Source organism: Microbacterium sp., from assembly GCF_026393345.1.
Lineage (GTDB): Bacteria > Actinomycetota > Actinomycetes > Actinomycetales > Microbacteriaceae > Microbacterium.
In genome coordinates this window covers 12,948-39,477 of sequence record NZ_JAPLAI010000038.1, presented here as the reverse complement: position 1 = coordinate 39,477, position 26,530 = coordinate 12,948, and the positions used below count along the sequence as shown (strand labels likewise).

At 71.9% G+C, this 26,530-nt stretch carries 25 protein-coding genes and 1 pseudogene; 16 read left to right on the top strand and 10 right to left on the bottom strand.

Annotation, left to right across the window (positions count from 1 at the left end; translation table 11 throughout):
* Positions 1–176 precede the first annotated feature (176 nt).
* A complete protein-coding gene (locus tag NT132_RS06330; protein ID WP_297786500.1) occupies positions 177–1,349 on the bottom strand; it encodes an ROK family transcriptional regulator in 1,173 nt (390 codons plus the stop codon).
* A 59-nt stretch (positions 1,350–1,408) separates the two neighbouring features.
* On the opposite strand from NT132_RS06330, the pseudogene xylA reads away from it, so the two are divergent.
* From xylA to NT132_RS06310, 4 genes and pseudogenes are all read left to right on the top strand, one after another.
* Positions 1,409–2,551 (top strand): annotated as a pseudogene (xylA, locus tag NT132_RS06325) (xylose isomerase); the annotation flags it as partial.
* Between the two features lie 34 nt (positions 2,552–2,585).
* Entirely contained in the window at positions 2,586–3,833 is a 1,248-nt protein-coding gene (locus NT132_RS06320; RefSeq protein ID WP_297786541.1) for an FGGY family carbohydrate kinase, read from the top strand.
* A gap of 51 nt (positions 3,834–3,884) precedes the next feature.
* Positions 3,885–4,568, top strand: coding sequence for a GTP pyrophosphokinase family protein (locus NT132_RS06315; protein ID WP_297786497.1), 684 nt, complete (start codon positions 3,885–3,887; stop codon positions 4,566–4,568).
* Positions 4,569–4,622: 54 nt separating this feature from the next.
* On the top strand, positions 4,623–5,012 hold the full coding sequence (locus NT132_RS06310) for a DUF1304 domain-containing protein (RefSeq protein ID WP_297786494.1): 390 nt from the start codon (positions 4,623–4,625) through the stop codon (positions 5,010–5,012).
* 25 nt (positions 5,013–5,037) lie between these two features.
* On the opposite strand, the gene NT132_RS06305 is transcribed toward NT132_RS06310, so the two are convergent.
* A complete protein-coding gene (locus NT132_RS06305; protein WP_297786491.1) occupies positions 5,038–5,361 on the bottom strand; it encodes a hypothetical protein in 324 nt (107 codons plus the stop codon).
* Positions 5,362–5,430: 69 nt separating this feature from the next.
* On the opposite strand from NT132_RS06305, the gene NT132_RS06300 reads away from it, so the two are divergent.
* The 5 genes from NT132_RS06300 to NT132_RS06280 all read left to right on the top strand — a co-directional run bounded on the left by NT132_RS06300 (position 5,431) and on the right by NT132_RS06280 (position 9,853).
* Entirely contained in the window at positions 5,431–5,748 is a 318-nt protein-coding gene (locus NT132_RS06300; RefSeq protein WP_297786488.1) for an ATP-dependent DNA ligase, read from the top strand.
* A gap of 232 nt (positions 5,749–5,980) precedes the next feature.
* Positions 5,981–6,829 (top strand): alpha/beta hydrolase, encoded by an 849-nt coding sequence (locus NT132_RS06295; protein ID WP_297786485.1) that lies wholly within the window; start codon positions 5,981–5,983, stop codon positions 6,827–6,829.
* 34 nt (positions 6,830–6,863) lie between these two features.
* Positions 6,864–7,913 (top strand): biotin/lipoate A/B protein ligase family protein, encoded by a 1,050-nt coding sequence (locus NT132_RS06290; protein ID WP_297786482.1) that lies wholly within the window; start codon positions 6,864–6,866, stop codon positions 7,911–7,913.
* Positions 7,910–8,860 (top strand): site-specific DNA-methyltransferase, encoded by a 951-nt coding sequence (locus tag NT132_RS06285; RefSeq protein ID WP_297786478.1) that lies wholly within the window; start codon positions 7,910–7,912, stop codon positions 8,858–8,860. Before NT132_RS06290 ends, NT132_RS06285 begins: the two co-directional genes overlap by 4 nt.
* 9 nt (positions 8,861–8,869) lie before the next feature.
* Entirely contained in the window at positions 8,870–9,853 is a 984-nt protein-coding gene (locus tag NT132_RS06280) for an LLM class F420-dependent oxidoreductase (protein WP_297786475.1), read from the top strand.
* A gap of 121 nt (positions 9,854–9,974) precedes the next feature.
* Here NT132_RS06280 and NT132_RS06275 read toward each other — a convergent pair whose 3' ends face one another.
* The 5 genes from NT132_RS06275 to galT form a co-directional block, all read right to left on the bottom strand.
* Positions 9,975–11,465, bottom strand: coding sequence for a carboxylesterase family protein (locus NT132_RS06275; protein ID WP_297786472.1), 1,491 nt, complete (start codon positions 11,463–11,465; stop codon positions 9,975–9,977).
* Between the two features lie 132 nt (positions 11,466–11,597).
* Positions 11,598–12,434, bottom strand: a complete 837-nt coding sequence (locus NT132_RS06270; RefSeq protein WP_297786469.1) for an alpha/beta hydrolase — start codon at positions 12,432–12,434, stop codon at positions 11,598–11,600.
* Positions 12,435–12,523: 89 nt separating this feature from the next.
* Complete coding sequence (locus tag NT132_RS06265) at positions 12,524–12,988, bottom strand: MarR family transcriptional regulator (protein WP_297786466.1); 465 nt, start codon at positions 12,986–12,988, stop codon at positions 12,524–12,526.
* 48 nt (positions 12,989–13,036) lie between these two features.
* Positions 13,037–14,212 carry a galactokinase gene (gene galK, locus NT132_RS06260; protein ID WP_297786463.1) on the bottom strand — a complete coding sequence of 392 codons (1,176 nt, stop codon included), beginning with the start codon at positions 14,210–14,212 and terminating at the stop codon, positions 13,037–13,039.
* Positions 14,209–15,393, bottom strand: coding sequence for a galactose-1-phosphate uridylyltransferase (gene galT / locus NT132_RS06255; RefSeq protein ID WP_297786460.1), 1,185 nt, complete (start codon positions 15,391–15,393; stop codon positions 14,209–14,211). The genes galK and galT overlap by 4 nt, the downstream gene beginning before the upstream one ends.
* A gap of 48 nt (positions 15,394–15,441) precedes the next feature.
* Here galT and NT132_RS06250 point away from each other — a divergent pair, with 48 nt between their 5' ends.
* Positions 15,442–16,434, top strand: a complete 993-nt coding sequence (locus NT132_RS06250) for a LacI family DNA-binding transcriptional regulator (protein WP_297786457.1) — start codon at positions 15,442–15,444, stop codon at positions 16,432–16,434.
* A gap of 33 nt (positions 16,435–16,467) precedes the next feature.
* On the opposite strand, the gene galE is transcribed toward NT132_RS06250, so the two are convergent.
* Positions 16,468–17,445, bottom strand: a complete 978-nt coding sequence (gene galE / locus NT132_RS06245) for a UDP-glucose 4-epimerase GalE (protein ID WP_297786454.1) — start codon at positions 17,443–17,445, stop codon at positions 16,468–16,470.
* A 97-nt stretch (positions 17,446–17,542) separates the two neighbouring features.
* Between galE and NT132_RS06240 the strand changes: the two genes are divergently transcribed.
* Positions 17,543–18,664: a glycerate kinase gene (locus NT132_RS06240; protein WP_297786451.1), complete on the top strand. Its 1,122-nt coding sequence runs from the start codon at positions 17,543–17,545 to the stop codon at positions 18,662–18,664.
* Positions 18,665–18,750: 86 nt separating this feature from the next.
* Here NT132_RS06240 and pgm read toward each other — a convergent pair whose 3' ends face one another.
* Positions 18,751–20,394, bottom strand: a complete 1,644-nt coding sequence (pgm, locus tag NT132_RS06235) for a phosphoglucomutase (alpha-D-glucose-1,6-bisphosphate-dependent) (protein ID WP_297786448.1) — start codon at positions 20,392–20,394, stop codon at positions 18,751–18,753.
* 112 nt (positions 20,395–20,506) lie between these two features.
* Between pgm and NT132_RS06230 the strand changes: the two genes are divergently transcribed.
* The 5 genes from NT132_RS06230 (at position 20,507) to NT132_RS06210 (ending at position 25,324) form a co-directional block, all read left to right on the top strand.
* On the top strand, positions 20,507–21,154 hold the full coding sequence (locus NT132_RS06230) for a response regulator transcription factor (protein WP_297786445.1): 648 nt from the start codon (positions 20,507–20,509) through the stop codon (positions 21,152–21,154).
* A complete protein-coding gene (locus NT132_RS06225; RefSeq protein WP_297786443.1) occupies positions 21,147–23,288 on the top strand; it encodes an ATP-binding protein in 2,142 nt (713 codons plus the stop codon). Before NT132_RS06230 ends, NT132_RS06225 begins: the two co-directional genes overlap by 8 nt.
* A gap of 63 nt (positions 23,289–23,351) precedes the next feature.
* Positions 23,352–23,492: a hypothetical protein gene (locus NT132_RS06220; protein WP_297786440.1), complete on the top strand. Its 141-nt coding sequence runs from the start codon at positions 23,352–23,354 to the stop codon at positions 23,490–23,492.
* Between the two features lie 6 nt (positions 23,493–23,498).
* Complete coding sequence (pheA, locus tag NT132_RS06215; RefSeq protein ID WP_297786437.1) at positions 23,499–24,461, top strand: prephenate dehydratase; 963 nt, start codon at positions 23,499–23,501, stop codon at positions 24,459–24,461.
* Positions 24,458–25,324, top strand: coding sequence for a PhzF family phenazine biosynthesis isomerase (locus NT132_RS06210; protein WP_297786434.1), 867 nt, complete (start codon positions 24,458–24,460; stop codon positions 25,322–25,324). The genes pheA and NT132_RS06210 overlap by 4 nt, the downstream gene beginning before the upstream one ends.
* Before the next feature lie 148 nt (positions 25,325–25,472).
* On the opposite strand, the gene NT132_RS06205 is transcribed toward NT132_RS06210, so the two are convergent.
* Positions 25,473–26,528, bottom strand: a complete 1,056-nt coding sequence (locus NT132_RS06205; RefSeq protein ID WP_297786432.1) for an LLM class flavin-dependent oxidoreductase — start codon at positions 26,526–26,528, stop codon at positions 25,473–25,475.
* Between the last annotated feature and the right edge of the window lie 2 nt (positions 26,529–26,530).

Below are 26,530 nucleotides of genomic sequence, written 5' to 3'. Positions count from 1 at the left end.
GCGGGGCGTTCGCCCTCGCCGATCCGGCGCCGGCCGGGGCTCAAGATCCGAAAGGGTGTCGTGGCGGAGTCGTCGAGCTGACCGTCACCGTCTGACGATCCCGGCTTCCGCCTGGGTCGCGGCGCGTTGCGGGTGCGCGTCGCGAGGATCCGTGCATCGGCGCAGCTGAGCCGCCGTCAGCCGAGAGCGGTTGGATCGGAGAGGAGCGGCTCGAAGGCGAGCTCCGCGGCCCCGACGAGGAGCCGGTCGTCGGCGAGCGAGGCCGACCGGATCTCCAGGCGCTCGGCGCAGGCCGGCATCGCCTGGGCGCGCACCGCCGCGAGGAACCCCTCCGCATCCTGTTCGGCGAGCATCGCGAGGAATCCGCCGAGCACGACGACCGAGGGGTTCAGCACGTTCACCGCGTTCGCGAGCGCCGTCGCGAGGATCCGCCGCTGCCGGGCCGTCTCCTCGGTCACGGCCGCATCCGCCGTGTCGTGCAGCGCGGCGGCGAGCTCGCGGTCGTCGGCCGCGGCGAGGCCGACGACGCGGAGGAGCCGCGCCCGGTTCACCTCGTCCTCCAGCACGCCGCCGGGTGCGCGACGGTCCGCGGCGTCTTCGATCCCCGGGCGGTTCTGACCGAATTCGCCGGCATAGCCGCCCGCGCCGCCCACCGGGACGCCGCCGACGATGAGGCCGCCGCCGATCCCGCTGGCCCCGCCGTTGAGGTAGACGATGTCGTCGGCGTCCTGCGCCGTGCCGAACAGGTGCTCCGCGCGGGCACCGAGACTCGCATCGTTGCCGACGGCCGCGGGGAGCCCGGTGGCAGTCTGCACGATCTCGCGCAGCGGGATGTCACGCCAGCGCAGGTGCGGGGCGTCGCGCACCAGGCCGTCTCCGGCGCGGACGAGGCCGGGTACCGCGAGGCCCACCCCGACCAGCCGCGCGTCCGACAGCTCGCCGTCACGCCACGCCGTCACCTGCGCGGCGAGGGCGGCCACCGCTTCCGCCGGGGAGGGGGGCTCGTCGAACCGGATGCGGGCGCGCTCCCGCACCGAGCGGTCGAGCCCCACCGCCGCCACCGTCAGCGCGTCGACCTCCGGGTTCGCCGCGATCGCCACCACGCCGGCTGCGCCGTGCACGGTCGGTGAGGGGCGCCCGACCCGCCGCGCGGGATCGGGCTCCGCCTGTCCGACCAGGCCCGCCCGTTCCAGCTCGCCGACGAGATCGGCGACGGTGGAGCGGTTGAGCCCCGTGCGCTCGGTCAGCGCCGCGCGCGGCAGTGGGCCCTCGTGGTGGACGAGACCCAGGATGCGGGACAGGTTGTGCCGGCGGATCCCGCCTCGATCGTCCGCATCTCTCGCGTTCATGATCACATCGTAGTATGTTGGCGCTCGCAACATATTCATCCGCGAAGGAGCGACCCGCCATGCCCACCCCCACTCCCGCCGACAAGTTCTCGTTCGGACTCTGGACCGTCGGTTACAACGGCACCGATCCGTTCGGCGGACCCACCCGGCCCGCGCTCGATGTCGTGCACGCCGTCGAGAAGCTGGCCGAGCTCGGTGCGTACGGGCTCACCTTCCACGACGACGACCTGTTCGCATTCGGGTCCACCGACGCGGAGCGCCAGACCCAGATCGACCGGCTGAAGGGCGCGCTGGCCGACACCGGCCTCATCGTGCCGATGGTCACCACCAACCTCTTCTCGGCACCGGTCTTCAAGGACGGCGGTTTCACCTCCAATGACCGTCAGGTGCGCCGCTTCGCGCTGCGGAAGGTGCTGCGCAACCTCGACCTCGCCGCCGAACTCGGCGCGAAGACCTTCGTCATGTGGGGCGGCCGCGAGGGCGCCGAGTACGACGCCGCGAAGGACATCCGCTCCGCCCTCGAGCGCTACCGCGAGGCCGTCAACCTCCTCGGCGACTACGTCACCGACAAGGGCTACGACATCCGGTTCGCAATCGAGCCCAAGCCGAACGAGCCCCGCGGCGACATCCTGCTGCCCACGCTCGGCCATGCGCTCGCCTTCATCGACTCGCTCGAGCGTCCCGAACTCGTGGGCCTCAACCCCGAGGTCGGGCACGAGCAGATGGCGGGCCTGAACTTCGCCGCCGGCATCGCCCAGGCGCTCTACCACGGCAAGCTGTTCCACATCGACCTCAACGGTCAGCGCGGCATCAAGTACGACCAGGACCTCGTGTTCGGTCACGGCGACCTACACAACGCGTTCGCGCTGGTCGACCTGCTCGAGAACGGCGGACTGAACGGCGGCCCCGCCTACGAGGGTCCCCGTCACTTCGACTACAAGCCCTCGCGCACCGAGGACGAGACCGGGGTCTGGGACTCCGCCGCCGCGAACATGCGCACCTACCTGCTGCTCAAGGAGCGCGCCGCGGCCTTCCGTGCCGACCCGGAGGTGCACGCGGCGCTCGAGGCCTCGAAGGTGCTCGAGCTGTCGCAGCCGACCCTCGGCGAGGGCGAGAGCTACGACGACCTGCTCGCCGACCGCTCCGCATACGAGGACTTCGACCCGGCCGCCTACTTCGGCGGTCACGGCTTCGGTTTCGTGAGTCGACTCGTCGACGCAGTCGTGCAAGGTCGTCATCGTCGACGCCGAGACCGGGCAGATCGTCCGGCAGGGGCGGGCGCCGCATCCGGACGGCACCGAGGTCGATCCGGCAGCATGGTGGCAGGCGCTGCAGGCCGCGATCGCGGACGCCGGCGGCCTCGACGACGTCACCGCGTGGGCGGTCGGCGGTCAGCAGCACGGGATGGTGGTGCTCGACCAGGAGGGACGAGTCATCCGTCCCGCGCTGCTGTGGAACGACACGCGCTCCGCCGGGGCCGCACGCGACCTCATCGCCGAGTTCGGCGCCGCGCAGCTGGCCGAGCGCACCGGCCTCGTGCCGGTGGCGTCGTTCACCCTCACGAAGCTGCGGTGGCTCCGCGATCACGAGCCGCACAACGCCGCTCGGGTCGCGGCCGTGGCCCTGCCGCACGACTGGCTCACCTGGCGGCTACGCGGGTACGGCCCGGCGGGGGAGTCGGATCGCGGGCCGGTGCTCGACGAGCTCGCCACCGACCGGTCCGACGCGTCCGGCACCGGGTACTGGCGTCCCGATACCGGCGGCTACGACCGGGAGCTGCTCATCGCCGCGCTCGGGCACGACGCGATCCTGCCGCGGGTGCTGGGTCCGGCGGAGGGGACGACGGATGCGGCCGGGCGCCGCGTCGGACCGGGCGCCGGCGACAACGCGGGCGCGGCCCTCGGGGTCGGCGCGGGGCCGGGGGATGTCGTGATGTCCATCGGCACGAGCGGCACCGTCTTCGCCGTCAGCACGGAGCGCACCATCGACGACACCGGCACGGTCGCCGGCTTCGCCGACGCCTCCGGCCACTTCCTCCCGCTGGTCGCGACCCTGAACGCCGCGCGGGTGCTCGATGTGATCGCCCGCCTCCTCGGTGTGGATCATGCCGAGCTCAGCCGGCTCGCGCTCGCCGCCGACGCAGGCGCGGGCGGACTCACCCTGGTGCCGTACTTCGAGGGCGAACGCACCCCGAACCTGCCCGACGCCACCGCGTCGCTCCTCGGCATGACCCTCGCCGCCACGACCCGGGAGAACCTCGCCCGTGCGGCGGTGGAGGGGATGCTGTCGGGTCTCGGCGCCGGCCTCGACGCCGTCCGCGGTCTCGGCGTGCCGCTCCGGCGGGCGCTGCTGATCGGCGGTGCCGCGCAGTCCGAGGCGGTGCAGCAGATCGCGCCGCTCGTGCTGGGGCTGCCGGTCGAGGTGCCGGCGCCCGGGGAGTACGTCGCGCTCGGTGCCGCCCGGCAGGCTGCCGGCGTGCTCTGACGAACGCTCCTCTCACAGCATCCGCGTAGGGGGTCGTCGTACATTCGGACCATGACGCGCCCCGTCGATGATGTGCCGATCAGCCTGTCCGTCGCGGAGATGCGGACGGCACGCGACGAGATCCAACGGTTCCTGCTGGAGTACCGGTTCGGGATGCAGGAGATCGAGACGAAGATCTCGATCCTGCGCGAAGAGTTCCGCAGCATGCACGACTACAACCCGATCGAGCACGTCACCAGCCGGGTGAAGTCGCCCGACAGCCTGGTCGACAAGGTCGCCAGGAAGGGCATCGACCCGGACTTCGACTCGATCAGAACGCACATCACCGACATCGCCGGCGTCCGCGTCACCTGCAGCTTCACCGCCGACGCCTACCGGCTGTACGACCTGCTCACGCAACAGGCAGACATCACGGTCCGCGTCGTGAAGGACTACATCGCCGAGCCGAAGCCCAACGGCTACAAGAGCCTGCACGTCATCGTCGAGGTCCCCGTGTTCCTCTCCACCGGTCCGGTCTCCGTCCCGGTCGAGGTCCAGTTCCGCACCATTGCGATGGACTTCTGGGCGAGCCTCGAGCACAAGATCCACTACAAGTACGACGGTGCCGTCCCGGCCGACCTCGTGGCGAGTCTGAAGGATGCGGCGGTGACCGCGGCCGCGCTGGACGACCGGATGGAGCGGCTTCACCGCGAACTCCACGGGCCGCACCCGTACGGGGCGTCGCTGCGGGTGTGATCGCCCCGCGGGCGTGCCCGTGCTACAAAGGGGCCTCAGCCATCGGGAGGCGCCATGCTCATTGCGGGACTCGTGTTCCCCGGCATCGCCGCGCTGATCCACGTCTACATCTTCGTGCTGGAGTCGGTGCTGTGGACCGGCGCCCGCGCCCGGGCGATCTTCGGGGTGCGCACCATCGAGGAGGCGGAGCTCACCCGGCCGCTCGCCTTCAACCAGGGCTTCTACAACCTGTTCCTGACGATCGTCACGGTCGGCGGCATCGTGTTCTTCGCCGCCGGCGCCGCCGAGATCGGGGCGACGCTGGTCTTCGTGGGCACCGGGTCGATGCTCGCCGCCGGCCTCGTCTTGCTCCTGTCGAGCCCGTCGAAGGCACGGTCCGCGCTTATCCAGCTGGTCCCGCCGCTCATCGCCGTCGTGCTCGTGGCGGTCGGCCTCACCGTGTGACCTGCGCGGCCGGAGTCGGCGCGCGTCAGGACTCGATCGGGTGGGGCGTGTCCAGCTGCTCGGGGACGAGCATGATGCCGCCGGATGAATTCGCGGAACTCGCTAGCTCCTCGATCCACTGCCGGTCGAGGACCGTGGGCTCGGGGTCGTCGAACACGAACCGCAGCGGGATCGACGGGTGCAGCCACACCGTGCTGCGCCCGCGAGGCTGGTCGTCGGTGTGACGCCACGAGAGGGTGAAGCTCTCGCCGCGGCGGAGCTTGGTGGCGATGACCACTTTCAGGTGCGCGAGAGCGCGATCGTCGATGTTGATGGGAGAGCTCGTGCCGCCGTAATAGATCGTGCCCATGTGCCCCACCATAACCCGATGCCCGTCCGGGCACTTCGGGCCTGTGGATGACCGCCGTATGCTCGAACCATGGGGCGATTCATCTACGACACCAATTCGAACGCGGTCGACATCGAAGACCGCACGCTGGCGCATCTGCGCATCGTCGTCATGAACAAGCTCCGCCGCGGCGAGCCGTTCATGTTCGACGTGGAGATCGGTGACGGTAGTGGCCGCCGCAGCTTCTGGGTGCACCCGTCCGTGCCGATGCAGTTCCACTTCTACGGCAGCCGCCAACCGCGCATCAACCGCGCCTGGGTGGAGGAGCTGATGCTCGCCGCATCCGGCCCCAACGGCCTCACGATCGTGCCCGAGCCGGACGACGACCTCCCGCCCGCCACCGCCTGAGCGGAATACGGGCCGCTCGGCCGGCTGTCAAGGGCCGCCTTGGTGCACCGTGCGCGGGACATCCTGGAGGCCAAGCTTCAGGAGGTGGTCCGCTGTGCGACCCCAGCCGAACGAATCCGTCCCCGAGGACGGCGATGAGCCCGAGCTGACCTTCGAACAGGTGCCCGGGATCGATGTCGTGGACGGAGAACTGCTTCCCCGCCGCGACTGAGCGTGCCTTAACCTTACGGGCATGCCCGAGTTCGTCGATGCACACGGCGTCACCATCGTCTACGACCTCCATCCCGCCCGGACCCGAGCGCGGGCAGTCGTGCAGCTGCTCCACGGCGTCGGCGAGCACGCCGGCAGGTACCCCGCGCTGATCGCGGCGCTCACCGCGGACGGCTACACGGTGTATGCCGACGATCACCGCGGGCACGGTCGCACCGGCATGCGACAGTGGGGCGATCCGGCACGGCTCGGGCGCCTCGGCGCGGGCGGGCACGAGGCGGCGGTCGGCGCGCTGTGGCAGCTCACCGAGATCATCCGCGCGGAGAACCCCGACCTGCCGCTGGTGATCCTCGGTCATTCCTGGGGCTCGTTCCTCGCGCAGATCCTCGTCAACCGGCATCCGGATGCGTATGACGGCATCGTGCTGTCCGGGTCGGCGCTGCGGATGCCCGGCGCGCTGAACGCCGGCGACCTGAACGCGCCGTGGAAGGCCCCGGACGCGACGGGCACCGAGTGGCTCTCCAGCGACCTCGCCGTGGGACGGGCGTTCCTCGAGGACGAGCTGACCACCTCGGTGCCGCTGATGAAACTGTTCGGGGTGCGTGAGGCGGCGCGGATCTTCGGCCGCCCGCGGAAGGACATCGGCGTCGACATTCCGACCTTGCTCATGGTGGGCCGGGAGGACACCGTCGGCGGCCCCCGCAGCGTCCACCGGCTGGCCGCCGCCTACCGTGAGCGGTCCGGCTTCACCGACGTCACCACGCTCGTCTATCCGGGCGCGCGCCACGAGATCTTCAACGAGGTGACGCAGGCGGAGGTCCGTGCCGACCTCCTCGCCTGGCTCGACGCGCGCTTCCCTGCCCGCGACTGAGCGGGAGGCGCCCCCGCGCGCCTAGGCTGGGAGGATGCACGGCGAATTCAAGGTGCCCGGCGGCAAGCTCGTGGTCGTGGACCTCGAGGTCCGCGACGGCCGGATCGTGGACTTCCACCTGGCCGGCGACTTCTTCCTCGAGCCCGACGACGCCCTGGCGGACATCGACGCGGCCATCGAGGGGCTGCCGGTGGAGACGGATGCGGCCGGTATCGCCGCCGCCGTTCGTCAGGCGCTGCCCGCCGGCGCGCAGCTGCTCGGCTTCACGCCGGAGTCGGTGGGCACCGCGGTGCGCCGGGCGCTCGTGACCGCACCGGGGTGGAAGGAGTTCTCCTGGGAGGTCGTCCACGAGCCGCCCGTGTCGGCGCGCATGAACCTCGCCCTCGACGAGGTGCTCACGACCCGCGTCGGCGACGGTCGCCGGAACCCGACGCTCCGCCTGTGGGAGTGGAACGAGTCCGCCGTCGTGATCGGTTCGTTCCAGTCGTACCGGAACGAGGTCGACCCCGAGGGTGCGGCACGGCACGGCTTCGACGTCGTCCGGCGCATCTCCGGCGGTGGCGCCATGCTCATGGCCGCGAACTCGATCGTCACCTACTCGCTGTACGTGCCCGCCTCCCTCGTCGCCGGGATGACCTTCGCCGACTCCTACGCGTTCCTCGACGACTGGGTGCTGCAGGCGCTGCGCTCCCTCGGCATCGACGCGGTGTACCAGCCGCTCAACGACATCACCGGCCCCCACGGCAAGATCGGCGGCGCCGCGCAGAAGCGGCTCGCCAACGGCGGGGTGCTGCACCACGCCACCCTCAGCTACGACATGGACGGTCAGGTGATGACCGAGGTGCTGCGCATCGGCCGCGAGAAGCTGAGCGACAAGGGCACCGCATCCGCGGCCAAGCGCGTCGACCCGCTCCGAAGCCAGACCGGTCTTCCCCGCGAGGCGATCATCGACCGGTTCATCGACACGTTCACCACGCTGTACGGCGCCGTGCCCGGTCGCATCACCGACGAGGAGTACGCGGAGGCCGAGGCGCTGGTGGCCTCGAAGTTCGCCACTGACGCGTGGCTGCACCGCGTCCCGTGACCGCCCCCACCCCACCGGCACCGGCCCCTGCCCCGGCACAGCCGCACGGCGGCGTCCGCATCCATCACGGTGAGAACCTGGAGGTCGCCGCGACCCTCCCTGACGGCGCATTCACGCTCATCTACCTCGACCCGCCGTTCAACACCGGCCGGACGCAGGGACGTGCGGTCGAGACGGCGCGCACGGCGGCGGCAGCTACGGATGCAGCGCGGCTGAGTTCGATGTCGGGTTCGGTGGTGGGTTCGGTGGTGGGTTCGGTGTCGGGGGAGGTCAAGCGCGGCTTCCGGGGGACCAGCTACGAGCGGCTCCGCGGGGACCTCCGCACGTACGACGACCGATTCGACGACTACTGGGGCTACCTGGAGCCGCGGCTGGCGGAGGCCTGGCGGCTGCTCGCCGACGACGGCACGCTGTACCTGCACCTGGACTACCGCGAGGCGCACTACGCCAAGGTCATGATGGACGCGCTGTTCGGACGCGACCGGTTCCTCAACGAGCTCATCTGGGCGTACGACTACGGGGCGAAATCCCGCCGGCGCTGGCCCACGAAGCACGACACCATCCTCGTGTACGTGAAAGACCCGGCCGGCTACTGGTTCGACTCCGAGTCCGTCGACCGGGAGCCGTACATGGCGCCGGGACTGGTGACCCCGGAGAAGGCCGCCCGCGGCAAGCTTCCCACCGACGTGTGGTGGCACACCATCGTCCCGACCAGCGGGCGGGAGAAGACCGGTTACCCGACGCAGAAGCCGGAGGGGATCCTGCGGCGCATCGTGCAGGCCTCGAGTCGGCCGGGCGACAGCGTCCTCGACCTCTTCGCGGGCTCCGGCACCACCGGAGCGGTCGCCTCTGCGCTCGGCCGCAACGCCGTGCTCGTCGACCGGAACCCCGAGGCGATCCAGATCATGCGCACCCGCATCCCCCACGCGGAGATCGTTGCGTCCTAGGCTGGGCGAATGCGCTTCGGAACCTTCATCCCTCAAGGCTGGCGACACGATCTGGTCGGCATCGACCCTGCCGACCACTGGCGGGTGATGCGCACTCTCGCGCAGCGCGCCGATGAAGGCCCCTGGGAATCGCTGTGGGTCTACGACCACTTCCACACCGTGCCGGTGCCGAGCGAGGAGGCGACGCACGAGGCGTGGACGCTGATGGCGGCGTTTGCGGCGTCGACCGACCGCATCCGGCTCGGGCAGATGTGCACCTGCATCGGGTACCGTAACCCGGCCTACCTCGCCAAGGTCGCCGCGACCGTGGACGCGATCTCCGGCGGCCGGGTCGAGATGGGCATCGGCGCCGGCTGGTACGAGCACGAGTGGCGCGCCTACGGCTACGGTTTCCCGCGGATCGGTGAGCGGCTCGGGATGCTGCGCGAGGGCGTCGAGATCATGCGGCAGGCGTGGACGAGCGGCTCGGTCACCCTCGACGGCGAGCACTACTCGATGAGCGGCGCGACGGTGCGTCCGCTGCCGCTGCAGCAGGGCGGTATCCCGCTGTGGATCGCGGGCGGCGGTGAGAAGAAGACGCTGCGGCTGGTCGCGGAGTACGGCGACTACGCGAACGTGGCCCCGGCGGACTTCGCCCACAAGCGCGACGTGCTGCGCGCCCACTGCGCCGAGATCGGCCGCGACCCGGGCGAGATCACCCTGAGCGCGAACTTCAATACCGTCATCGGCGCCACCGAGGCCGAGGTGACCGAGCGGCTCGAGGCGATCGAGGCGCGTGTCGCACCGTACCTCGGCGATGCGACCGCGCAGTACATGGCCGACTATGGCTCCTCGGGCAACGCGCTCGTCGGTACCCCGGCGCAGGTCGTCGAACGACTCACCGCGCTGCAGGATGAGGGGCTGGCATACGCCATCCACTACTTCCCCGAGCATGCCTACGACCGCACCGGCGTCGACCTGTTCGAACGTGAGGTGATTCCGGCGCTCCGCTGAGCGGGCGCCCGAGTCCCTTTTCGCCGAGACCACATCCGTTCGCCGAGGCGACATCCGATCGGGTGTGGTCTCGGCGAACGGATGTGGTCTCGGCGCGGGCCGGTCGGGGGAGACGTGGCGGTCAGTACAGCGCGGCCACCGAGGCGTAGCCGTCCGGCAGCACGTCGGGGGCGGATGCGGGTCCGCCGAACACCCGCGTTGACCCCGGTGCCGCAGACCACGCGCGCCAGCCGGGATCCTGCGTGCGCGCGAACGCGACGGCCGCGCCGTGCACTGCGGTGGCGAGCGCCCGCGGCGGAGCATCCCCCAGCAGCGCCGTGGTGCCTTCGGCGCCGAGGGCGTCGAAGAAGAACGGCACGTCCAGGCAGTGGCAGGCCCAGCGCTTGGTCGGTGACGGCCACGAGAACCGGTACACCCAGGTCGGCGCCGCCTCCGGCGCGTGCGAGCGGGAGCGGGCCGTCGCGACGCGGGCGACGAGCGAGCGGAACACCCGGTCGGTCACGAACCGGCCGAGGATCGCGGCGGTGCCGGCGCGCCGGCGGTCCGTGTTCGCGCGCAGGTACTCGGCCCGCACGGGTCCTGGCACGCCCAGCCGGCCCAGCGCGAACCCCGCCGGGACGACGGCGAGGATGCGGCGAAGCGGGTCGAGCACCATCGTGAACTCGTCGTCCGTCGCCCCGATGACGAGGGGCTTGCCGGCGCCGACGCCCTCGCGGAGCGCCTCCACCGGCGGGAGCGGGATGAGGTCGCCGTCGACCATCGGCGCCCAGGATGGGCCGTCGTCGATCATGTCCCGCACCGGAGCGAGCCGGTCGCGGGTCTCCGCGTGCGCCGCCCTGTTCAGCAGCCCCTGCAGCTTCTCCTCGGGCACCGAGGCGAAGCCGGTGCGGTCTGCCGTGACCCCGGCGAGGGCCGCCAGCCGGGTCGCGCGCTCCCGCGCCGCGTCCTCGGACACGTCGCCGAGCGCCGCCGACATCACCCACGCGGCGTGGAAGAGGTGCTGCGCGCGGGGCATCGACAGCAGGGTCAGCACCGCACCGCCGCCGGCGGACTGTCCCGCAAGGGTCACGCGGGCCGGGTCGCCGCCGAATGCGGCGATGTTCCGCTGCACCCATTCCAGCGCCGCGAGCCAGTCGCGAACGCCCCGGTTGTGCGGCGCGCCGTCGATGTATCCGAACCCGTCGAATCCGAGCCGGTACGAGATCGTCACGGTGACCACGCCGTCGCGGGTGAACGCGGCGCCGTCGTACCACGGGCTCGCGGGGGAGCCGGCGGTGTACCCGCCGCCGTGGATGTACACGAGCACCGGCAGTGCCGCATCCGCGTTCTGCGGGAAGGGGGCGAACACGTTGACGTTGAGGGTGGAGTCGCCCGGGATGGCCGGCTCCGGGATGATCGTGTTCCCCGGGTCGGTGCGTAGCGCCGTCGCACCGTACTCGGTCGCGTCGCGGACCCCCTGCCACGGTTCGACCGGGACGGGGGCCGCGAACCGCAGGTCGCCCACGGGCGGCTGCGCGAACGGGATGCCGAGGTATGCGGCCGAGCCCGCCCGCCACACACCGCGCACGGCACCGGAGTCGATGGACACGACGGGGATGTCGGGAAGGGTCATACTGCTCCTCGCGAGTGGATGCGTGCAGTCATGAGGATATGTGGGCACGAACCTCGCAGGATGCGACGAACCTCGCAGGATTCTGGCCGGATGCGGCGAACTTTGCGCGATTCTGCGGAGTTCGTGCGGCGCTCAGGGCGCGAGGAAGTCCAGGATCGCGGCGTTGACCTCGTCGCCGTGCGTCCCCAGCAGCCCGTGCGGCGCACCCTCGATCTCGACGTAGGTGGCCTCCGGCAGCGGCTCGGTGAAGCGGCGGCCGGTCTTGTCGATCGGCAGGATGTTGTCGGCGGTGCCGTGCACGATGAGCGCCGGCACGTCGACGGCCGGGATGTCGGCGCGGAAATCGGTCGGCCAGGTCAGGGGAGCGGCCGCGATGGCGGCGTTCCCCGCCTGGTTCGCCACCGCCACACTCGCCTGCAGTGCCTCCGGCGAGAGGCGGCTGCCGAGGGTGTCGTCGAGGTTGTAGAAGTCGTGGAAGAAGCCGGTGAGGAACGCATACCGGTCGGCGGCGACCGCGGCCGCGGTGCCGTCGAAGAACGCCTGATCCCCCGCCCCGTCCGGGTTGTCGTCGGTGATGAGCAGGTACGGCTCGAGCGAGCCGAGGAACGCCACCTTCGCGATCTTCGCGCTGCCGTAACGGCTGAGGTACCGGGCGATCTCACCGGTTCCCATCGAGAAACCGATGAGCACCGCATCCGTCAGCTCCAGGGTGTCGATGAGCGCGTGCAGGTCGGCGGCGTACGTGTCGTAGTCGTGCCCGAGCGCGGTCTTGGTGGACGCACCGAACCCGCGGCGGTCGTACGCGATCACCCGGTACCCGGCCTCGAGGAGCGCCCTCTGCTGCTTGTTCCAGGACTCGCCGTTCAGGGGGAAGCCGTGGATCAGCACCACCGGCTGCCCGCTGCCCTGATCGGTGTAGAACAGCTCGACGTCGACGGAGTTCTCGGTCCCGACGGTCACGAAAGCCACGGTGTTCTCCTTCCGGACGCAGCCGGATGCCGCGTGCCACGTCATCGACGTTACGACGGCGGCGACCCGTGAGCCAGGGCGGATCCCGCTCAGACGCCGGCGGACTCCCGCTGGCGCAGACGCCGCAGGATCGCTTCGAGCGCGGGGGCCGCCGCAGCGAGGGTCGCCACCTCCGCAGGGGTGAGCTCGGCGATCGCGGTCTGCACCGGCGCCGACCAGTCGGCGGAGATCTCCTGGTGCTCGGTGATCCCGAGATCCGTGGCGAACACGGCGGCGGTGCGTCGATCGGTCTCGGACTGACGCCGGTCGACGAAGCCGCGCTGGATGAGCGAGCGCAGTGAGGCGCTCACATTGGGCTGGCGCAGGCCCAGGCTCTGCGCGAGATCCCCGACCGTGGAACCCGGATTGTCGATGATCTGCTTGAGCAGCGCGATCTCGGTCGTCGGGATGGGGCCGACGCCGGCGCGTTCCGGCGCCTGCCGGTGGATCGCCCAGGCGAGCTCACGCAGCGACACCGCCAATTCGGTGCGGACCGCGCCGTCATCCTCGCTCACAAGGGCGAGTCTAACCGCGGTGCGGCCGCCCTCCACCGCCGCTGCAGCTCAGGCGCGGCCGGCACCCGCGGCCGGCGTCACGGTGAAGATGTGCGGCGCGCGGTAACCGGCGTCCGCGAACGCCTGCTCGACGGCGGCGGTCACGGGTGAGACGAGCCCGCGGTCCACCACCGCGATGGCCGCCCCGCCGAAACCCCCGCCGGTCATCCGGGCGCCCACCGCGCCCGCAGCCATGGCGGTCGCCACCGCGGTGTCGAGCTCGGGAACCGAGATCTCGAAGTCGTCGCGCATCGACGCGTGCGAGGCGAGCAGCAGTGCGCCGATCGCGAGCGGGCCCTCCTCGCCGAGGGTGCGGACGGTGTCGAGCACCCGCTGATCCTCGGTGACGATGTGGCGCACCCGCCGGAAGGTGACGTCGTCGAGTAGCTCCTGCGCCCGGGGCAGATCGTCGACCCCGAGGTCGCGGAGCGCCGGCACGCCCATGAGGCGGGCGCCGAGCTCGCACGAGGCGCGGCGTTCCCGGTAGCCGCCGGTGGAGTGGGCGTGCGAGACCCGGGTGTCGATGACGAGCACCTCCAGGCCCGCCTCCGCGAAACCGAGCGGCACCGCGCGGGCCTTCAGCGAGCGGCAGTCGAGGAAGATCGCCGCATCCGCCTCGCCGTGCATGGACGCCATCTGGTCCATAACGCCCGTCGGCGCTCCCACGGCCTCGTTCTCGGCGCGCCGGCCCGCGAGCGCCAGGGCGCTCCGGTCGAGGCCGAGCGCCCACAGCTCGTCGACGGCCACCGCCACCGCGCATTCGATCGCGGCCGATGACGACAGTCCGGCACCGACCGGCACGGCCGACGCGATCGCGATGTCGAAGCCGGTGGCGTCGGATGCGGCGTGCCCCTGCAGCGCCCACACCACCCCCAGCGGGTAGCGTGCCCACTCCGCGATCTCGTCTCGTCGGGCGGGGAAGAGGTCGTCGAGGTCGCCGAGCGGCACCTCCACCGCATCCGGGGCGAACGTCGACGCCACGCGCACCACGCGGTCGCTGCGGGGCGAGACGGCCGCGACCGTGCGGTGCGTGATCGCGAACGGCAGCACGAAGCCGTCGTTGTAGTCGGTGTGTTCGCCGATGAGGTTCACCCGGCCCGGCGCCGACCAGAGACCGGCCGGCGCCGCGCCGGTCAGTGCGGTGAACAGCTCGCGGGCGGCGGTGGCCGCATCCGTCGTCGTCACAGGGTCACTCCTTCTAGGGCGTCGCGCAGCCGCGCGGCCGAGGTCTCCGGCGGGATGTCGCCGATCCAGGCGCCCATGGCTGCCTCGGATCCGGCCAGGTACTTGAGCTTGTCTGCGGCACGCCGCGGGCTCGTGAGCTCGAGGTGCAGGCGCGCGCCCGCGCGTCCCACGTGCACCGGAGCCTGATGCCATGCCGCGATGTAGGGGGTGGGTGTCGGATACAGCGCGTCGATGCCGCGGAGCAGCCGCAGGTAGAGCGGGGCGAGCTCGTCGCGCTCGGCGGCGGTCGTCTCGGCGAAGTCGGCGGCATGCCGGTGCGGGACGAGGTGCACCTCGAGCGGCCACCGCGCCGCGAACGGGACGAACGCGGTCCAGTGCTCGCCCTCGAGCACGATGCGCTCGTGCGCGCCCCGCTCGAAATCGAGGATGCGGTCGAACAGGTCGTCGCCGAGCTGCCCGATGCCGTGCAGCAGGCGCTGGGTGCGCGGCGTGACGTACGGGTAGGCGTAGATCTGGCCGTGCGGATGCGCGAGAGTGACGCCGATCTCCTGGCCGCGGTTCTCGAACGGGAACACCTGCGCGATGCCCGGCAGGGCCGACAGGGTGGCGGTGCGGTCGGCCCAGGCCTCGATGACCGTGCGGGCGCGCACCACCGTCTGCGTGCCGAACGAGCCCGCATGCTCGGGGCTGAAACAGACCACCTCGGTGCGGCCGACGGAGGTGCGGGTGCGACCGAGGCCGTAGGCCGCCAGATCGTCGAGCCCCTGTGGCGGATCGACGGCCGCGGGGGCATCACCGGTGGCACGGGCGAGGGCGGGGCCGAAGGACGGTGATTTGTTCTCGAACACCGCGACGTCGTAGCGGGACGGGATCTCGGACGGGTTCGTCGGCGTCTGCGGCGCGAGCGGGTCGAGTTCGGCGGGCGGCAGGAAGGCGCGGTTCTGCCGGGCCGCGGCGATCGAGATCCAGTCGCCGGTGAGCACGTCGAGTCGCATGTTCGCGGTCTCCGGACGCGGCGCCAGGTCGCGAGCGTCGAGGGCGCGCTCGGCGCCGAGCGCGGTGCCGGGGTCGTCGTAGTAGATCAGGTCGCGACCGTCGGCGAGCCGGGTGGGGCGCTTCACCACGCCGGCGCCCAGGAGGACGCCGTCGGGGGTGCCGGGGGAGATTCCGGGTGTGTTCACGATAACACGCTACGTCGCTGCCGTGATATCGTCAACACGGGAGGGCCGATGACCGCGAAACGTCCGTCCATGGGCGATGTCGCCGCGCTCGCCGGCGTCTCCGCGCAGACCGTCTCCCGTGTGGTCAACGCCAGCCCGCGGGTGGACCCGTCGACACGTGCGCGCGTCGAGGCGGCCATGGCGCAGAGCGGGTACCGCATCCATCGCGCGGCCAGGGCCCTCCGCACCGGCCGCACCGGCACGATCGGCGCGGTCGTGGCGACCCTCGCGACCGCGGGCAACTCGCTCATGCTCGAGGCGGTGACGGATGCGGCCGCGGCCCGCGGCTACGACGTCGCCGTCGTCACGATCGGCAGCGAGCCCGTGGTCGCCGCGTTCGAGCGCCTCCGCGACCAGGGCGTCGACGGCGTGGTCGTGATCAACGAGGCGGCGGCACTCGCCCGTGCGGCAGCGCTGCCCGGTGGCCTGCGCTTCGTTGTGGTCGATTCGCCGCCCGACGACCGCTACCTCGGGGTCGAGACCGACCATGTCGGCGGTGCGGTCGCCGCGACCCGGCACCTGCTCGACCTCGGCCACAGCGACATCGCGCACCTCGCCGGGCCCGCATCCTCCTATGCCGCCGCGGAACGCGAGCGCGGCTGGCGCGAGACGCTCGTGCAGGCCGGGGTGCCGGTGAGCGAGCCGGTCCGCGGACGGTGGACGTCCGCATCCGGGTACGACGCGGCGCTCGAGCTCTGCGAGCGGGACCCGCGGCCCACCGCGGTGGTCGTCGCGAACGATCAGATGGCGCTCGGCGCCCTCCGGGCACTTTCGGAACGGGGGCTCCGTGTACCCGAGGACGTCAGCGTCGTCGGCTTCGACGATGTGGCGGATGCGGCCAACTACCGGCCGCCGCTGACGACGGTGCGCCAGCACTTCGACCGCCTCGGCGAACAGGCCGTCGCGGCGCTCCTCGACGGCGGCGGATCCGCGGCCGCGCACCGCACGGTGATCCCGGCGACCCTCGTGGTGCGCGCGAGCACCGCCGCCCCGCCCCGCTGAGTCGCGCTCCGGCGCAGCCGCGGTCAGGGCGGGTCAGCTCGCGTTGCGGCGAGCGTCCCAGCCGCTGCGGACCATCTCGTCCACCGTGTACCGGTTGACCCACCCCAGATCCCGCGCGGCGAGCTCGCCGGTGGCGACGATGCGGTCGGGGTCGCCGGCGCGGCGCGGGCCGATCTCGGGCGTGAAGGCGATGCCGGTGACCCGGGCCATGGCGTCCATGATCTCCCGCACGCTCAGGCCGTTCTGCGAGCCCAGGTTGTAGGCGGCCTCGACCGGAAGGCCCGCCGCCAGGCGCTGCGCCGCGACGACGTGCGCGGCGGCGATGTCGGCGACATGGACGTAGTCGCGGACGTTCGTGCCGTCCGGGGTGTCGTAGTCGTCGCCGTTGATCCGCGGTGTCTCGCCGGCCAGCAGCTTCTCGAACACGATCGGGAACAGGTTGTGCGGGCTCGAGTCGTACACGCTCTCATCGCCGGAGCCCACCACGTTGAAGTAGCGGAGCGAGGTGTGACGGAGCGGATGCGGGGAGCCGGCCGTGGCGACCGCCTGGTCGCGGATGAGCCACTCGCCGATGAGCTTCGACTCGCCGTACGGCGATGCCGGGCGCTTGGGGAGGTCCTCGGTGACGAGGGGCACATCGGGGGTGCCGTACACGGCGGCGGAGGAGGAGAACACCAGGTTCTGCACGTCGGCATCGGCCATCGCGGCCAGCACGATGCGGGTCCCCTCGACGTTCTGTTCGTAGGTGTGGAGCGGGCGCTGCACCGAGACCCCGGCGTACTTGAAGCCCGCGACGTGGATGACTCCGGTCACTTCGTGCGCGCGCAGCGTCCGTTCGACCAGGTCGCGATCGAGGATGGTGCCCCGCACGAACGGAACGCCCTCGGGGACGAAGTCCTCGTGGCCGCTGGAGAGATCGTCGATCACGACGGGGGACAGTCCCGCCGCGGCGAGCGCCCGGACGACGTGGGCACCGATGTAGCCGGCACCGCCGGTGACAAGCCAAGACATGTCTCCATCCTTTCAGGTGCGCGGTCGCGTTGTGTCTCCGGCCCGCGCCGACTGGTCGAAGAGTCCGTCGCGTCTCGGCCGGGTCTACCCTCGGGGCATGAGCCGCGTCGTCATCGCGCCCGACAGTTTCAAGGGGTCGCTTCGTGCGACGGCGGTGGCGCGGGCGATCGCCGCCGGATGGCGGGACGTGGACCCGGATGCGGAGATCCTGCTGCGCCCGATGGCAGATGGCGGCGAGGGCACCCTCGACGCGTTCGCCGCGGCGGTGCCGGGCGCCGAGCGCATGGCGGTATCGGTCGTCGCACCCGCCGGGAGCATGGGCGAACGCATCGGCGCCACCTGGCTGCTGCTGCCGGGCACACCGGCCGCGCCGGAGGGCACCGCGGTCGTAGAACTCGCGAGTACCTGCGGCATCGAGCTGTATCGCAGCCGGCGGGAGCCGTGGCGGGCGTCGACGCGCGCCTTCGGTGAGGCCATCGCCGACGCCCTCGCGCACGGCGTCTCCCGCCTGTTGCTCGCCGTCGGATCGAGCGCCTCCACCGACGGCGGGGCCGGGATGCTCCGAGCCCTCGGCGCCCGCATCATCACGACGGACGGTCGCGCGCCGGCGGACGGCGCGGAAGGGCTACGAGACCTTGCCGCCGTGGACCTCGACCGGATGCGGCCGCTGCCGCCGGGCGGGGCACTCGTGCTCACCGACGTCACCGCCCCGCTGACCGGCGCCACCGGCGCCGCGGCGATGTTCGGCCCGCAGAAGGGCTTCGGTGCCGACGAATTGCGCCTCGTGGACACCGCCCTCGCCCGGTATGCCGCGCAGTTCGACGTCGACCCGGAGACCGCCGGTGCGGGCGCCGCCGGTGGCACCGGGTTCGCGCTGCTCGCCTGGGGCGCGCGGCTCGCCCCCGGCGCGGCGGAAGTGGCGGGACTCCTCGGCCTCGCGGACGCGGTGGGCACCGCATCCGTCGTCGTGACGGGTGAGGGTGCCTACGACGCGCAGTCCGCGGCGGGCAAGGCGCCGGCGCATGTGGCCGCTCTCGCGGCCGACGCCGGGGCACCCGTGGCCCTGGTCGCCGGCCGGATCGACCCGGATGCGGACACCTCGGCGTTCGCCGAGACCCTGTCGCTCACGCGCCTCGCCGGGTCCGGCGCTGCCGCGCTCGCCGACCCTGCACGGTGGCTGCGCGACGCCGGCGCGACGCTGGCCCGCGCCCTCTGGTGACCGCAGCGCGAGACCACATCCGTTCGCCGAGACCACATGCGATCGGATATGGTCTCGCGAATCGGGTGTGGTCTCGGCGCCAATGATTACGCGTCGCCGAGGGCCTCGGAGACGACCGCGCGGGCCTCCTCCTGCACCTGGCGCAGGTGCCCCTCACCGCGGAGCGACTCGGCGTACAGCTTGTACACGTCCTCGGTGCCGGACGGACGGGCGGCGAACCACGCGTCCGCGGTCACGACCTTGAGGCCGCCGATCGCCGCCCCGTTGCCGGGGGCGTGCGAGAGCTTGGCGGTGATCTCCTCACCGGCGAGCTCGGTCGCGGTGACCGCGTCGGGCGAGAGCTTCGCGAGCGCCGCCTTCTGCGCGGGGGTCGCCGGGGCGTCCACCCGCTGATACACCGACGCGCCGTACGTCTCCTCGAGCTCCGCATAGCGCTGCGACGGCGTCTTGCCGGTCACCGCGAGGATCTCTGCGGCGAGCAGGCACAGCAGGATGCCGTCCTTGTCGGTGGTCCACACCGAGCCGTCCATCCGGAGGAACGATGCCCCCGCCGATTCCTCGCCGCCGAAGGCGACGGAGCCGTCGAGGAGGCCCGGAACGAACCACTTGAAGCCCACCGGCACCTCATACAGGGTGCGGCCGAGCGCCTCGACGACCCGGTCGATGATCATCGACGACACCAGCGTCTTGCCGACCGCCGCATCCGCCGGCCACCCCTCGCGGTGCGAGAACAGGTAGTCGATCGCGACGGCCAGGTAGTGGTTCGGGTTCATCAGTCCGGCGTCGGGCGTGACGATGCCGTGCCGATCGGCGTCCGCGTCGTTGCCGGTGAGGATGTCGTACTCGTCGCGGCGGGCGACGAGCGCCGCCATGGCCGACGGCGACGACGGGTCCATCCGGATCTTCTCGTCCCAGTCGAGTGTCATGAACCGCCAGGTCGGGTCGACCTCGGGGTTGACCACGGTGAGATCGAGCCCGTAGTGCTCGCCGATCAGGGCCCAGTACTCGACCGAGGCGCCGCCGAGCGGGTCGGCTCCGATCCGCACGCCCGCCTTCTTGATCGCCTCCATGTCGATGATCGCGTCGAGATCCCGCACGTACGCCTCACGGAAGTCGTACTCGCCGAGTGCGTCGGAGTCGATATCGGCGTACCGGGTGCGCTTCACCCCGGTAAGGCCCGCGGCGATGAGCTCGTTCGCGCGGTCGGCGATCCAGCCGGTGGCGTCGGTGTCAGCGGGGCCGCCGTTCGGCGGGTTGTACTTGAAGCCCCCGTCGCGCGGCGGGTTGTGGCTCGGGGTCACGACGATGCCGTCGGACCGGCCCGGGTCATCCGTCGCCCGGTCGCGGTTGTAGGCGAGGATCGCGTGGCTGAGCGCGGGTGTCGGCACCCACGAATCGCGGGAGTCGACACGCACGTCGACTCCGTTCGCCACGAGCACCTCGATCGCGGTGCGCTCGGCGGGCAGCGACAATCCGTGCGTGTCCCGGCCGAGGAAGAGCGGGCCGGTGATGCCCTCCCGCGTGCGGTAGTCCACGATCGCCTGGGTGGTGGCGAGGATGTGGTCCTCGTTGAAGCTCGTCGACAGGCTCGACCCCCGGTGGCCGCTGGTACCGAACGCGACGCGCTGCGCCGGCACGCCGGCGTCGGGCTTGCGATCGTAGTAGGCGGCGATCAGTTCGTCGATGTCGATGAGGTCGGTTGCTACGGCGGGCTGTCCTGCGCGGCTCATGTGCCTAGTCTGCCCTGCACGACGCCCGGTGGCATCCTCTTGACGGACACTGCCCTCGGCCCGGAACACCTGCGCCATACTCGACAGGGACGCCGGGGGATGGGGGAGCAGGATGACGGATGCGGCGCGCATCGCCATCGTCGATGACCATGAGCTGATGGCGCTCGCCGTGCAGGGCGTGGTCGCCGCCGCCGAGGGGCTCACGTTCGCCCGTCACGCCCCGACCGTCGACGGGATCGTGCGGCACATCCTCGATGCCGACCTCGTGCTGCTGGATCTCAGCCTCCGCGACGGCACCGAGCCGGGACGAAACGTCGCCGCCCTCCGCGACTGGGGTGCCGAGGTTCTCGTTCTCACGTCCGCCGAGAACCCGTATCTGGTGCGGGAGGCCTCCCGCACCGAGGCGCTCGGGATCGTCCGCAAGTCCGCGCCGCAGGACGTCCTGGTCGCCGCGATCACCGCCGCCACTCGCGGCGAGCACGTGCCCAGCACCGAGTGGGCCTCCGCCCTCGACACCGATCCGCTGCTCCGGGCAGCGCCCCTCACCGCACGCGAACGCGAGGTCCTCGCGCTGTACGCCTCCGGGCTCGGCGCGAAGGAGGTCGGGGCGACGCTGTTCGTCAGCGAGAACACGGTCAACGACCATCTGCGCCGCATCCGCTCGGTGTACCACCAGCTTGGTCGCCCCGCGGCGACCAAGGTCGAGCTGTACCAGCGCGGCATCGAAGACGGGTACATGCCCGCCCCCCGACGTGACTGAGGCGCGCGTCGTCGCCACCGGTGACGACGCGGGGCGCACCGAGCTCGCTGCCCGGCGCATGGTGATGCTCAGCGCCGGCGTCGTTGCCGTGACGACCGCAGCCATCGCGGCGGTCCTCCTCCACCGCGACGGCGACCGGTCGCTGCCCGCCTGGTTCCTGATGGGCGCCATCGCCGTCGCAGCGCTCTATGCCGGGCTCGGAATCCTCTCGCCGGGGCTGTCGGCCGGAGGGTTGCGCCGCGGCGGAGCGGTCGCGGTCGCGGCGTACCTCGTGCTGCTGGTGGCCTTCCTCCCTGCGCAGGCCGCAACCCCGGATCTGGACCGCATCCCCTGGTTCATGACGGCGTCAGGGGCGGTCGTGATCGCCGCGCTCCTCGCCGGCGGCTCCCGCCTGGCCTGGATCGTGCTGGCGGTGACGATCGCCGCTACCACCGGATACCGGTACCTCGTCGGCGGCATGGATCTCGACGGGGTCGTCAACGACGCGCAGGCCGCGCTGACCGGGTCGGTCATCTGCGTGATCGGCGGGTTCCTCCTCACGACCAGTCGGGAGTTGGATCTGGCGGCGGACGCCGCGACGGAGGCGTCCGCCCTCGCCGCCGCGGAACACGGGCGACTCGCCGCGCGAACGCGGGCCGCCGCCCTGGTGCACGACGAGGTACTCGCCACCCTCACCCTGGCCGGCGCCGACCTCCCGCTACCTCCCGGCCGGCTCGCGGAGCAGGCAGTGGGGGCAGCCGGGATGGTCTCTTCCCTCGCCCGTGACCACGGCGCGCCGATCGTCCCGCTCCGCGACGCGCTCGCGCAGGAGGGTGCACGGTTCTGCGTCCCGGTCACGATCCGGGGGAACGGCGAGCCCGCCCTCGACCCGACGGTCAGGGACGCCCTCGTCGGCGCCACCCGGCAGGCACTGGAGAACAGCGTGCGTCACGCCGGTGCGGGCGTGCCGCGAGCACTGTCGGCCGACCTCGACGACGACCGCATCCTCATCGAGGTCACCGACGACGGCATCGGTTTCGATCCCGGCACCATCCCGCCCGACCGGATGGGCGTGCGGCTGAGCATCGTCGGCCGGATGCGGGACGTCGCCGGTGGCGCCGCGCACGTGGCGTCCGTTCCCGGCGGCGGCACCCGCATCCGGCTCGTGTGGGAACCGCCGGCCCCGACCGACTTGGCCGCTGCGGGCCGGGACGACCTCTCGCTCACTCGCGGGCTCGCCCTCATCGCGGGGGTCTTCGTCGTGGGGCAGACCCTCTCGGCGATCGGGTCCGCCCTGACGACGTCCCCGTGGTGGGCGCCGGTGCTCATCCTGCTCGGCATTCTCGTGGCCGCCGAGGTGCTGCGCCGGGATCCCTCCCCGTTGCCGGGGATCGCGCGTGTGGCCTTCTTCCTCGCCATCACCGTCGGGGTCGTCGTGTGGGGGATCGCGCTGGTGCCGTACTCCTACGGGACCATCTGGTTCGGCTCGGCGGCCGGGTTCCTCCTCGTGGCGCTGGCCCTCCGCGGCCGTACCGGGATGGCCCTCCTCGGTCTCGCATCGATCGTGTTGGTCCTCGCTGCCGCCGGCATCTCCGCAGGCGCGGCGCTGATCGAGCTCGGCTGGGTCGTCACGCGGCCCGTGATCCTCGTCGGCCTGGCCGTGCTGCTCCTGCAGGCGGTCACCCGGATGCAACGGCGTGCGGCCGCGCTCCACCGTCGTGCGCAGGAGGCGGCGCAGCGTGCCGCGTGGGATGCGGCGGCTCACGCCGAGTCCGCCCTGCGCGCCGCCGACCTCGATGAGCGGGTGGTGCCGCTCCTCGACCGGATCGGGCAGGCGCGTCCTTTGTCGCCCGAGGAGAAGCGTGCCTGCGTCGCGCTCGAGGGCGAGCTGCGCGACGAATACCGAGCCGGGGTGCTCGCCCGCGAACCGCTCGTGGCAGCGGTGGCCGCCGCGCGTCGACGTGGCGTCGACGTGGTGCTCTTCGACGATCGCGGCGGGGCGCTCGACGAGGCCACGCTGGACGCCGTCGCCGGGTGGATGGCCGACGCGTTGCCGCGCGCCCGGGTCCGGGTCGTCGGGCGGCTCCTCCCCGAGGGCCGTGCGGGCGTCGCGACGATCGCGGTGGACGGGGAAACCACCGATTTCGGTGGCTGACGGCCGTCGGAGGCGCGGGGGGCTCCACCTAGCGTGAGAGTTCGTCGAGCCGGAAGGGCGTCCATGGAGTGGGTGTGGATCATCGTCGCCTCTCTCGTGATCGGCGGGTGGCTGCTCGTGGCAGCCTTCGCTCTGCTGCGCGGTGCGGTGCGGGACGTCGAGCGCGACTCCGAGCCGGAGGATGATGAGTCAGGTCTAGGCTGAGTGGCCGTGACCACCGACAGTGCACCCGATGCCGCCCGCCGCACCTACAGCTATCTGGGGCCGGCAGGGACATTCACCGAGGCGGCGCTCTCGCAGGTGCCCGAGGCGCGCAACCAGATCTGGAAGCCGGTGCGCAACGTCGCCGAGGCGCTGGATGATGTCGTGCAGGGGCGGTCGGATGCGGCGATGATCGCGATCGAGAACTCGGTCGACGGCGGCGTGTCCACGGCGCAGGATGCGCTGGCCACCATGCCGGGGATACGGATCGTGGGCGAGTACCTGGTACCGGTCAGTTTCGTGCTCGTCGCCCGCCCGGGGACCTCTCTCGCGGATGTGTCGCTCGTCGCCGCCCACCCCGTCGCCTACGCGCAGTGCCTGATCTGGCTCGGCCGCGAGCTTCCCGCGCACGCGCACCTGCCCGCATCCAGCAACGTCGCGAGCGCCCTCGGCCTCATCGACGGATCGAGCGACGCGGATGCGGCGATCGCCCCTCCCGGGATCCTCGAGCACCACGACCTGCAGCTGCTCGCCGAGGACATCGGTGACAACAGGCAGGCCGTGACCCGGTTCGTGCTGGTGCAGCGCACCGTGACGCCGCCGCCCCCCACCGGAGCCGACAAGACCTCGCTCATCGTGGAACTGCCGCAGGAGTACCCCGGCGCGCTGATGGAGATGCTGGAGCAGTTCGCCACCCGCGGGATCAACCTCAGCCTCCTGGCGTCGCGGCCGGTCGGTGATGCCCTCGGGCGCTACCGGTTCGTCATCGACGCGGACGGGCACATCCAGGACGAACGGATGGCGGACGCCCTGATGGGGCTGCGCCGGTTCAGCCCGAAGGTGATCTTCCTCGGGTCGTACCCCCGTGCCGACCGGGTGATCAACCGCTACCCGGACCGCTACTCGGACGACGTGTTCGTCGAGGCGCGGGACTGGCTGCGCTCCCTCGTCGCCGGCGAGCCCGAGGCATGACCGCCGAGATCCTCCGGTACGCAGCGTTCACCGACCCGGCCCAGCCGGGCGGTGGCAACCCCGCCGGGATCGTGCCGGACGCGACCGGTCTCGACGACGCACGGATGCAGGAGATCGCCGCCGAGGTCGGTTACGCCGAGACCGCGTTCGTGCGGCCCGCGGTCGACGGCCGCATCCCGCTGCGCTTCTTCTCCCCGGTCGCGGAGGTGCCCTTCTGCGGGCACGCCACGGTCGCCACGGCCGTGGCGCTCGCCGAGCGCGACGGCGTCGGGACGCTCCGCTTCGCCACCCCGGTCGGCGAGGTCCTCATCGAGACGGAGGAATCCGGCGGAGCGATTCGTGCCACCTTCACGAGCGTCGACCCGGTGGTGTCGGAGCTGCCCGACGCGGTCCGGGAGACGTTGCTGGGGCTTCTCGGCCTCGCCGACGCACACCTCGACCCACGCTTCCCGCCGCGGATCGCTTACGCCGGCAACCGGCATCCGGTGCTCGTCATCGGCGAGCAGCACCGGTTCGACGGGTTCACGTTCGACCCCGACGCGGTGCGTGCGCTGATGGATGCGGAGGGCTGGACCGGCACGGTCACCGTCGCCCATCCGTCCCGTGATGGCGCGGGCGCGGAGCCCGGCATCGGCGTGTGGGAGGCGCGGAACATCTTCCCCGTCGGCACGATGGACGAGGATCCGGCCACCGGGTCGGCGGCCGCGTCGTTCGGCGGATATCTGCGGGAGCTCGGCCTCGTGCCCGAGTCGGGCCGCATCCGCATCCTGCAGGGGCGACACGTGGGCCGGCCGAGCCTTCTCGAGGTCGAGATCCCGCCGACCGGCGGCATCCGTGTCACCGGGACCGCATCCCCGATCTGATCCCGCATACATGTCCCACTTTCTGCCGTTATGAGACAGCCATTCCGGCAGAAAGTGGGACATGTTCTGTAGGAAACGGGACATGCCCGGGGTCGGCCGGTCGAAGCGGGACACGCCCAGGGGTGAGGGTGCCTCGGAGCGAAACGGGTCAGGCGGCGGTCAGCGCGCCGTGGATGAGCTCAAGGGTCTGCGCGCGGCCCACCGCGGAATCCATCGGCTCGTCGTCGTAGGACCCGGCGACGGGGGAGAGCATGACCTCGTCGACGCCGTGGCGTTCGGCGAAGGCGCGAAGCTCCGCGGCCGCTTCGTCCGGGGTGCCGACGATCCAGCGCGTGCGGGCCCAGTCCGCGAACGGCGCACCGAGCGCATCCACCGCCTCGGCGTCGCGCGCCTGCTCCACGGTCTCCAGCGGGATGAGGGGACGGTTGCCGCGCAGGCGCGCCATCATGCGGATCTGCGGCAGCGCCCGCGCCTCGGCCTCCTCGCGGGTGGGAGCGACGACGGCGTTCGTGGTGAGGAAGGTCACCGGTGTCGGGTGCGCCTCGCTCGGCCGGTACTGCTCGCGGTAGAGCGCGAGGGCCCGGTCGACGCCCTCGCCGGAGAAGTGGTTGGCGAACACGTACGGCAGACCCAGGGATGCGGCCAGCTGGGCCGAGTAGTCGCTCGAGCCGAGCAGCCACAGCTCGGGCGTCTCGGACGCCGACGGCGTCGCGTGCACCGTGTAGGTGCCGCCGGAGGTGAACTGCAGGGTGGCGCCATCCGCGGAGCTGAGCGCAAGGATGTCGCGGATGTGGTCGGGGAACCGGTCCACATCGCTCGTGGCACCGGCGCGGTGCAGGAGCTGCGTGATGACGGGGTCGCTGCCGGGCGCGCGCCCGATGCCGAGGTCGATGCGGCCGGGGGCGATGGCCTCCAGGGCGGCGAACTGCTCGGCGACGATCAGCGGAGCGTGGTTCGGCAGCATCACGCCGCCCGAGCCCACCCGGATGCGGTGCGTCCGGGACGTCGCGGCGGCGATCAGCACGGGAGGGGTGGTCGAGGCGACCGCGGGCATGTTGTGGTGCTCGGCGAACCAGTACCGGCGGTAGCCGAGTTCGTCGGCGCGCTCGGCGAGCGTCAGCGACGACGCCACCGCCTGGGCGCTGGTCTGTCCGGTGCGCACCGGAACGAGGTCGAGGACGGAGAGGGCGGGAACGGTACTCATCC